Source organism: Caulobacter segnis (assembly GCF_003243465.1).
GTDB lineage: Bacteria > Pseudomonadota > Alphaproteobacteria > Caulobacterales > Caulobacteraceae > Caulobacter > Caulobacter segnis_A.
The window spans coordinates 1-8,807 of the sequence record NZ_QFQZ01000123.1; the positions used below are offsets into that span (position 1 = coordinate 1).

5 protein-coding genes and 1 pseudogene are annotated in these 8,807 nt (G+C 67.6%); 1 reads left to right on the forward strand and 5 read right to left on the reverse strand.

What is annotated here, in order from left to right; genetic code table 11:
* The 4 genes and pseudogenes from DI526_RS22350 to DI526_RS22365 form a co-directional block, all read right to left on the reverse strand.
* Nucleotides 1–1,057, reverse strand: a pseudogene (locus DI526_RS22350) (ice nucleation protein); the annotation flags it as partial.
* A 368-nt stretch (nucleotides 1,058–1,425) separates the two neighbouring features.
* Complete coding sequence (locus tag DI526_RS22355; RefSeq protein ID WP_304282925.1) at nucleotides 1,426–3,732, reverse strand: glycoside hydrolase family 3 N-terminal domain-containing protein; 2,307 nt, start codon at nucleotides 3,730–3,732, stop codon at nucleotides 1,426–1,428.
* A 71-nt stretch (nucleotides 3,733–3,803) separates the two neighbouring features.
* Nucleotides 3,804–5,150 (reverse strand): dicarboxylate/amino acid:cation symporter, encoded by a 1,347-nt coding sequence (locus tag DI526_RS22360; protein ID WP_304282929.1) that lies wholly within the window; start codon nucleotides 5,148–5,150, stop codon nucleotides 3,804–3,806.
* 159 nt (nucleotides 5,151–5,309) lie between these two features.
* Nucleotides 5,310–6,665 carry a sugar MFS transporter gene (locus tag DI526_RS22365; protein WP_304282932.1) on the reverse strand — a complete coding sequence of 452 codons (1,356 nt, stop codon included), beginning with the start codon at nucleotides 6,663–6,665 and terminating at the stop codon, nucleotides 5,310–5,312.
* Nucleotides 6,666–6,875: 210 nt separating this feature from the next.
* Between DI526_RS22365 and DI526_RS22370 the strand changes: the two genes are divergently transcribed.
* A complete protein-coding gene (locus tag DI526_RS22370) occupies nucleotides 6,876–7,043 on the forward strand; it encodes a hypothetical protein (protein WP_304282935.1) in 168 nt (55 codons plus the stop codon).
* A 12-nt stretch (nucleotides 7,044–7,055) separates the two neighbouring features.
* Here DI526_RS22370 and DI526_RS22375 read toward each other — a convergent pair whose 3' ends face one another.
* Nucleotides 7,056–8,537 (reverse strand): NAD(P)/FAD-dependent oxidoreductase, encoded by a 1,482-nt coding sequence (locus DI526_RS22375; RefSeq protein ID WP_304282939.1) that lies wholly within the window; start codon nucleotides 8,535–8,537, stop codon nucleotides 7,056–7,058.
* Between the last annotated feature and the right edge of the window lie 270 nt (nucleotides 8,538–8,807).

Sequence of the window (8,807 nt, forward strand, 5' to 3'; positions counted from 1 at the left end):
CCTGCGTATCGGCGAACTCGCCGATGTCGGCCGGCGCCAGGGCGTTCAGCTGCGCCGTCGTCAGCGCCTTGACCTGCGTGGTCGCCAGCGCCCCCACCTGCGTGGCGTCCAGCGCCGCGAACGCCGAGGTCGTCAGGGCGATGACCTGGGTCGTGGCCAGGGCGGCCACCTGGGTGGTCGCCAGTTGCGCCAGTTGGGTCGAGGCCAGGGCGCCGATCTGCGCCGCCGTCAGAGCCGAAATCTGGGTGGTGGCGAACTCGCCGACGTCGGTCGCGTTCAGCCCCTTGATCTGATCGAGGGTGACGCTGCGGACCTGGGTGGTCGACAGCGCGCCGACCTGGGTGGCGTCCAACGCCGAGAACGCGGCCGGCGTCAGAGCGGTCAATTGCAAGGTCGACAACGACGAGATCTGCGTGGCCGACAACTCGCCCACGTCCGTCGCATTCAGCCCCTTGATCTGCGTGACGCTCAGCGCGGCGATCTGGGTGCTGGTCAGAGCGGCGACCTGGGTGGTGTCCATGGCCGAAACGTTCGTCGCGCTCATGGCCGCCAGGCGATCGGCGGCCAGGGCCGCCACCTGGGTGCCGGCAAGTTCGCCGATGTCGGTGGTGGTCAGGCCCTTTACCTGGGTGGCCGTGACCCCCTTGATCTGGGTCGCGCTCAGCGCGCCGATCTGCGTGGCGTCGAGGGCCGAGAAATTCGTGGACGACAGAACGCCCAGCTGCGTCGCGCTGAGGCCCTGGATATGGGAGCTGTCGAGCGACGCGAGCTGCGTCGAGGTGAGCGCCTGGACCTGCTGGGTGGAAAGCTGCTGAAGCTGGGTGACGTCGAAGGTGACCGAAGTGGCGAACTTCGGAATCTGCGTGGTGGTGAGCGCCTTGATCTGGGTCGTGCTGAGGGCGGCGACCTGGGTGTCATCAAGCGCGCCGATGCCCGTCGCGCTGATCGCGGCGATCTGCGTGCCGGTCAGCGACTGAATGTCGGTGGTCGAAAACCCTTTGATGGCGGTAGCCGACAGCGCCGAGATTTGGGCGATCGAGAGGCTCGAAACCGACATTCATCCATCCTTCTGACGGACGCGCGCGCGGAGCGCGTCATCTATGGCAACAGAAAGACGCCCCCCAGATGCAGCGTCCTACCCAAGCCCACACTTCGGCCCAGCAAGGGTAACGATATTTCCTTTCCGACTCCTTTCAACGAGACAAGCCGCCGCATCAAACAAAACCAATCTTTGGTTGTCCGCTGTCGATACAAAACTCGGCCAGACAGGAGCCAACCCCTTGTAGAAAAAGGCTTGTTGAAGACGTGAATGACCCGTGAACGACAAGGCCGAGCCGCGCGTTTCCTCTGACGAAGCACCGCGCGAAGTTTACGATTTGGCGGATCCGCCCCGTTTTCGCCGCAGATCTGAACGCGATGATTCGGCTAGGCTCCGATTCGCGAGGCCAGCAGTTCGAAGCTCGCCGTCAGGCCGTCGGTCGCGCAATTGGCCAGCCACAGATCGAACATCCCCGGCTCGGCCAGCCAATAGTCGCGGTCGCCGACGAACATCAGGTTTTCCCGCCTGAGCTCGAAGCGGACCTCGCGCTCGTTGCCGGGAGCCAGCGACACCCGCTGGAAGCCCTTCAGCTCGCGCACCGGTCGCGTGCGGCTGGCGACGCGATCGCGGACATAGAGCTGAACCACGTGCTCGCCTTGCACCGAGCCCATATTACGGACCTTGGCGGTGACATGGAGCGTGTCGTTCCAGCCGAGCTTGTCGGTGCTGAGGCGCAGGTCGGTGACCGCGAACGGCGCGTAGCCTAGGCCAAAGCCGAACGGATAGAGCGCATCGTTGCGGATCGAGCGCCAGCGGGACTTGTACTCCTGGGCGTTCGGATCGGCCGGAGCGGGCCGGCCGGTGGGGCGGCTGTTGTAGAAGAACGGCTCCTGTCCGCTGTCGAGCGGGAAGCTGACCGGCAGGCGGCCGGAGGGATTGACCGTCCCGAACAGCACGTCGGCGACGGCGTTGCCCATCTCGCTGCCCAGAAACCAGGTCGCCAGGATCGCCGGCGCGTCGCGGACCGCGCCCTCAAGCGCAAGGGCCCGGCCGTGACGCAGCAGCACCACGACCGGCTTGCCAGCGGCGGCGATCGCCTCGGCCAGGCGCTGCTGGGCGGGCGGAATGCGGATCTCGGTGCGGGACTTGGCCTCGCCCGTCATGTCCTGGCTCTCGCCCACGGCCAGCAGGACGATGTCGGCGGCCTGGGCGGCCGCGACCGCCCGCTCGATCCCGCCCGCGATCGGCGCCTCTACATCGCTGCCGCGCTCGACCACGAGGCTGGCCGGATCGGCCAGCTGGGCGCGCAGACCGGTCGCGAGATCGACGTTCAGGGCCCTGTTGGCGAAGAATCCGCCCCAGGCGCCCAGCACGTTGTCGCGGTCGTCGGCGAAGGGGCCGATCAGGGCCAGACGCTTGCCGGCCTTGGGCAGGGGCAGCAGGCCGCGATCGTTCTTCAGTAGGACGATCGACTTCGCGCCCGCCTCGCGGCTCAGGGCGCGCAAGGCCGGCGTGGCGGTGCGCGCCTTCTCGACGGTGGGGTCCAGCGAACGGTACGGGTTGTCGAAGAGGCCGATCGCCTCCTTCAGCGCCAGGACGCGACGCACCGAGGCGTCGACGACCGCCATCGGCACGGCGCCCGACGCGACGAGTTCGGGCAGGTAGCGGATATAGAGGCCGCTCTGCATGCTGATGTCGACGCCGGCCAGGATCGCCACCCGCGCGGCGTCGCGGTCGTCGGCGGCGAAGCCGTGGGCCACCAGTTCCTGGTCGGAGGTGTAGTCGGAAATGACCACGCCCTTGAAGCCCCACTCCTCGCGCAGCACGCCGGTCAGCAGGCGCTTGTTGGCGGTGGATGGCACGCCGTTCACGTCGTTGAAGGCCGACATCACCGTCATCGCCCCGGCGGCGAAGGCGGCCTGGAACGGCGGGAGATGGACCTCGCGGAGGGTCGCTTCGGACAGCTCCACCGAATTGTATTCGAGGCCCGCCATCACCGCGCCATAGGCGGCGAAATGCTTGGGGGTCGCCAGCATGCTGTCGTCAGCCTTCAGGTCCCTGCCCTGGAAGCCGCGGACGCGGGCGGCGGCCATCACTTCGCCGAGATAGGGATCCTCGCCCGAGCCCTCGGCCACGCGGCCCCAGCGCTGGTCGCGGGCGACATCGACCATCGGCGCGAAGGTCCAGTGCAGGCCTGAGGCCGAGGCTTCCGACGCCGCGGCGCGGGCGGTGCGTTCGGCCAGGCGCGGGTCGAAGCTGGCGGCCTCGGCCAGCGGGATCGGAAAGACGGTGCGGAAGCCGTGGATCACGTCGGCGGCGAACAGTAGCGGGATCTTCAGGCGCGAGCCCTCGACGGCGGCCTTCTGTGTCTCAAGCGCCGCCTGGGCGCCAACGCCGTTCATCAGCACGCCGATGCGGCCGGCCTGGATCTCGGCGGTCAGAGTCTGGGCGTTGCGCAGGTTGACCAGCGGGTTCATATCGCCGATCGGCGGGCGGATCATGTCGGCGAAGCACGAGAGCTGGCCGGCCTTCTCCTCGATCGTCATCTGGGCCAGCAGGGCCTCGACGCGGTCCGAAGCCCGGGCGAAGGCGCGCGGCGTGGCGACGGCCAGGCCCGCGAGCGCGGCGGCGCCGGACAGGAATCCACGCCGGCTCGGCCCTTCCGGGCCGCCGTTCGCCGTCTTCAGAACCATGGAATCCCCCGGGGACGCTTTACGAGGCGCGCAAACTCGCCGCTAAAGCTTTCCGGCGCAACCGCGCAGGGCTATTCCGCGGCGATCAGCCCCGCCTCGGCCGGGACGCGGGCGGCGTTGTAGGTCTCGAGGTCGAGGATCCCTTCCCGCTTGGCGACGATCGTCGGCACCAAGGCCTGGCCGGCGACGTTCACGGCGGTGCGGCCCATGTCGAGGATCGGGTCGATGGCCAGCAGCAGGCCCGCGCCTTCGAGCGGCAGGCCCAAGGTCGACAGGGTCAGGGTCAGCATCACCGTGGCGCCGGTCAGACCGGCGGTGGCGGCCGAGCCGATCACCGAGACGAAGACGATCAGGAAGTAGTCCGACAGGGCCAGGTGAACGCCGAAGAACTGCGCCACGAAGATCGCCGAGATGGCCGGATAGATGGCCGCGCAGCCGTCCATCTTGGTCGTCGAGCCCAGAGGCGCGGCGAAGGCGGCGTAGGCGCGCGGCACGCCAAGGCTGGTCTCGGTGACAGCCTCGGTCACCGGCAGCGTGCCGACCGACGAGCGCGAGACGAAGCCCAGCTGGATCGCCGGCCAGGCGCCTTGGAAGAACCTGACCGGGTTCAGGCCGTTCAGCGCCAGGAGGGTCGGATAGACGACCAGCAGCACCAGGGCGAGGCCGAGATAGATCGCGCCGGTGAAGGCGCCCAGCTGGCCCAGCGTCGTCCAACCGTACTGGGCCACGGCGTTGCCGAACAGGCCGATGGTGCCGATCGGGGTCAGGCGGATCACCCACCAGAGCACCTTGCGCACGATCGCCAGGGCCGAGGCGTTGAACTTGAGGAACGCTTCGCCCGCCTCGCCCACCTTCAGGGCCGCGACGCCGGTGACCAGCGAGATGACCACGATCTGAAGGACGTTGAACGACAGCGAGGTCGTGGCCGCGCCGCCATCGGCGATCTTGGTCGAGGCCGCCAGGCCCAGTATGTTGACGGGAACCAGGCCGGTCAGGAAATCGAGCCAGGAGCCGTGGGTCTTGGGCGCCTTGGCGGCCGCGGCCTCGACCGTGGTGTGCAGGCCCGGCTGCAGGATCAGGCCCAGAGCGATGCCGATCAGCACCGCGATCAGGGCGGTGACCGCGAACCAGAAGAGGGTCCGCCAGACCAGGCGCGCGGCGTTCTGCAGCTGGGCGATGTTGGCGATGCTGGCGACGATGGCCGTGAAGACCAGCGGCGGGACCAGGGTTCGCAGCAGCTGGACGAAGATGGCGCCGAGCTGATGCAGGGTCTCGGCCAGGACGTAGCCGCCCTGCCCTTCGGCAGGCCCCAGCTGGCGGGCCAGCAGGCCAAGACCCAGGCCCAGCGCCATGGCGGCCAGGACCTGGACGCCGAAGCCGCTGATGAAACGGCTGCTCTTGGGTTGGGCGGCGGCCATACGCGTTCCTTGCTCGTTCAAGCCGACCAATGTCGTGCCGCCCGCTGGGAATTGCGACCGAGGTTTTTCGCAAGGCCCTTTCAGAAAAACTCTCAGCGTCAAAAGAAAACCCCGGAAGGCGAGCCTTCCGGGGCGGATGTCTTCGAGGCGAGCGGCGGATCAGTGACCGCCGGAGAAGCCTTCCTGGATCTCGTGGGTCGGGGCCTTGCGGGCGACCAGGGCGAACCAGAGGACGTAGACGTAGCAGAGCAGCGGCGCGGCGAAGGCCAGCGACTTGGAGCCGGTCATTTCCTCGATCTTGGCGAAGACCAGCGGCAGGATGGCGCCACCGGCGATGGCCAGGCAAAGCAGGCCCGAGGTGGCCGAGGTCGGCGCGGTCGAACGCTGCAGCGTCAGGGTGAAGATCGTCGGGAACATGATCGAGTTGAACAGGCCGATCAGCAGGGCCGCGAAGGCCGGGATCAGGCCCGTCGTGGCCGGGACGACCGCCAGGATCAGGTTGACGTCGGCGCCGTGCGGGCTGGGGACCATGTCCTTGGTCAGGATGACGACCAGGCTCAGGATGATGGCGCCGACGGCGACGGTGGTCAGCAGCCAGTAGTCCTTGAACGACTTCAGCAGCGCCGAGCCGGCGAAGCGGCCGATCATGGCGAACAGCATGTAGAAGGTGGTCATCTTGCCGGCCTGCTCGGCCGGGACGTTCAGGATGTGCGGCTGTTCGATGAACAGCAGCAGGTTCAGCGAGATCGCGACCTCGGCGCCGACATAGAGGAAGATGCCCAGCGCGCCCAGGTTCGCCCACTTGGACGTGAGAGCGGTGAACGGATTGACGAAGTGCTCGGTCTTGGGCGCCGCCTCGGTGATCTGGCGACGCACCAGGAAGATGGCCAGGATGAACAGGGCCAGGGCCACGCCGATCACGAAATAGACGTTGGTGACGAAGCCCAGGGCCTGCTCGCGCAGGGCGTCGGTAATTACGACGTCCTTCTTGAAGATGTCGCCCTTGAGCAGGAAGTTCGCGCCGAACCACAGGCCGCAGGCCGCGCCCAGCGAGTTGAACGCCTGCGACAGGTTCAGGCGGAACGAGCTGTCCTCCGGACGGCCCATCGAGGCGATCAGCGGGTTGGCGGCCACCTGCAGCAGGGTGATGCCCGAGGCCATCACGAACAGGGCGGTCAGCACCAGGGAGAAGGTGTGGAGCTTGGCCGCGGCGATGGCGATGAAGCAGCCGGCGACGATGCCGCCCAGGCCCAGCATGACCGACTTGGCGTAGCCGAACCGCGACAGGAAGGCCGCCGAGGGCAGCGACATGACGAAATACGCGATGAAGAAGGCGAAGCCCGTCAGGCTGGCCTCGACCGGCGTCAGGGTGAAGACGGTCTTCATGGTCTTCAGCAGCGGGTCGAGCAGGTTGGTGACCAGCGCCCAGATGAAGAACAGGCACGTCACATAGACGATGGCCAGCTTGACGCCCCCGCCCTTGGCCGGGGAATTGCCGATCGCAGCGTCGCTCATCGACGGCCTCCGAGGTTGAACTTCAGCACCGCAATCACTGGACCACTCCCTAAGCGACGATGTTGGCGAGTCCGTCTTTGCGCGGACGCGACATTCATTGGAAGCGTGACAACGTTGTCAACCATTTGTCTGATTTTTTGCGGTTGCGAAGCCCCTGTCCGGAACGGAAACCGCGCTCTCCCGCTTGGTGAAAAAGTGCGGGAGTTTTCCATGTTGGCGTTGGCGGTCTTGGTGATTTCAGCCTTGTTCGTGGTTGCAGCAATGGCCGGCCTCGCCGACGCCATCGTCAGCCTCGCCTGCGGGGCCTTCGGCGGCCTATTCGGCGAATCAAATCGCCAAAAGCCGGAGCAGTCGCCCGCCCGGAGAATCAGCGCCTGACGCCGCAGACGGTCACGCGGCGGCTCTCTGGGCGACCGGCCGCTCGACGCTGACCGCCGGGCGATCATAGGCGGCGTGTTCATCGACCGCCCAGACGTCGTGGAGGCGTTCGCCGGCGATGATGTTCTCGGCGGTCAGCACCCCGGTCATCATCGCCCGATCCTGGTCGCCATAGCGGTGCATGCCGTTGCGCCCGACCAGATGCAGCCCCGGATAGTGCATCTTCAGGTCCAGGCGGATCATCCGCACGTGCTCGGCATAGGCCTCGTCATAGATCGGATAGGCCTTTTTCTGCCGCGCCACGCAGGCGTCCTCGACGGCTTCCGGATCCATCAGGCCGATGCGAGCGACCTCGGCCTTGGCCTTGGCGATCAGCTCGGCGTCGGACAGGGTCCAGAGGGCGTCGCCCTCGAAGCAGAAGTATTCGAGGCCCAGGGCCGCCTCGACGCCGTCGGGCAGCATTTCCGGCGACCAGGCGGCGAGATTGCGCACGCGGCCGACCTGGACGGAGGCGTCATGGACATAGATCCAGGCGTCCGGCGCCGCCCGGCGCGTCTTGCCGACCAGCACCACGGTCAGGAAGTCGCGGTACATCAGCTCGCCGGCGTGGAAGACGCTCATCGGGGTGGGGCTGATCGACTGCATCAGCTCGCGGATCGGCGCCGACGAGACGACGTTGTCGGCCGTGTAGATCTCCTTGCGGCCGTCGGCGCCGGCGACCGAGACGGTCCACAGCCTGGCGAGTTTGTCGTAGTGCAGGCCGTCGACGCGACGGCCCAGGCGGACGTCGCCGCCCAGGGCCATGACCTTCCGCGCGCAGGCCTCCCAGACCATGCCCGCGCCCTGGCGCGGATAGAGGAACTGCTCGCTCAGCGTCTTGCTGGGCGCGGCGGCCGAGGCCTTTCGGCGAAGGCCCAGAGACCGGCGCACGCCGTCCACGATCGCCGCCCCGAGGTTCAGCCCCTTGATGCGCTGGCGCGCCCAGTCGGCCGACAGCTCGTCGCAGCTCATGCCCCAGACCTTCTCGGCGTAGGACTTGAAGAAGGTCGCGTACAGGGTCTCGCCGAAGTGGTTGCGCACCCAGTCGCGGAAGCTCTCCGGCTGCTTGATCGGCTTGGCCCGGGCCCAGGCGAACGAGGCCAGGCACTTGGTCGCCATCCAGGGGCCCAGGCTCGCCAGCGCCTGGAAGGCCCGGAGCGGAAAGGCGAAGAAGCGCCCCTGATAGTAGATCCGCGACCGGCGCGGCCGCTCGAGGAAACCTTCGGGCAGGATCTCGCGCCACAGGTCGAGGACCTCGGGATTGCGCGAGAAGAAGCGGTGCCCGCCGATGTCGAACTTCAGGCCCTTGTAGTCGAGGGTGCGGGCGACGCCGCCGACGCGCGCGGGGTCCATCTCCAGCACGATCACGTCCCGTCCGGCCTTGGCCAGGGTGTAGGCGGCCGTCAGGCCGGCCGGCCCGCCGCCGATCACCAGGGTTTCCACGTGCTGGCCCATAGGCCCCTCCTCGTCCCGTTTCGACACAGCATGGGCAGGCTTGGTTAAGGCCGGGTCGCGACGCGTGGTGAAAGGGCTGTTAATCGTGAATCGGGACGATTGGTCGCGACTTCGCCGCTTCACGCGGCGGGCCGCTGAAGGTTGGGGAGGCGACGGAGCGGCCGGGCGAACCCGGAGACCGTGATTGTGTGTTGCGTTTCGGCTCGTCGACCGCTCCGCCAGGCTGTTGTTTCCATGAGGACGGCGGGCGTGAGCGTTATCTGCTCGGGC

Coding starts and splice junctions, on each gene's coding strand:
- DI526_RS22355 (WP_304282925.1), bottom strand. CDS start 3,732: ATGGTTCTGAAGACGGCGAACGGCGGCCCGGAAGGGCCGAGCCGGCGT.
- DI526_RS22360 (WP_304282929.1), bottom strand. CDS start 5,150: ATGGCCGCCGCCCAACCCAAGAGCAGCCGTTTCATCAGCGGCTTCGGC.
- DI526_RS22365 (WP_304282932.1), bottom strand. CDS start 6,665: ATGAGCGACGCTGCGATCGGCAATTCCCCGGCCAAGGGCGGGGGCGTC.
- DI526_RS22370 (WP_304282935.1), top strand. CDS start 6,876: ATGTTGGCGTTGGCGGTCTTGGTGATTTCAGCCTTGTTCGTGGTTGCA.
- DI526_RS22375 (WP_304282939.1), bottom strand. CDS start 8,537: ATGGGCCAGCACGTGGAAACCCTGGTGATCGGCGGCGGGCCGGCCGGC.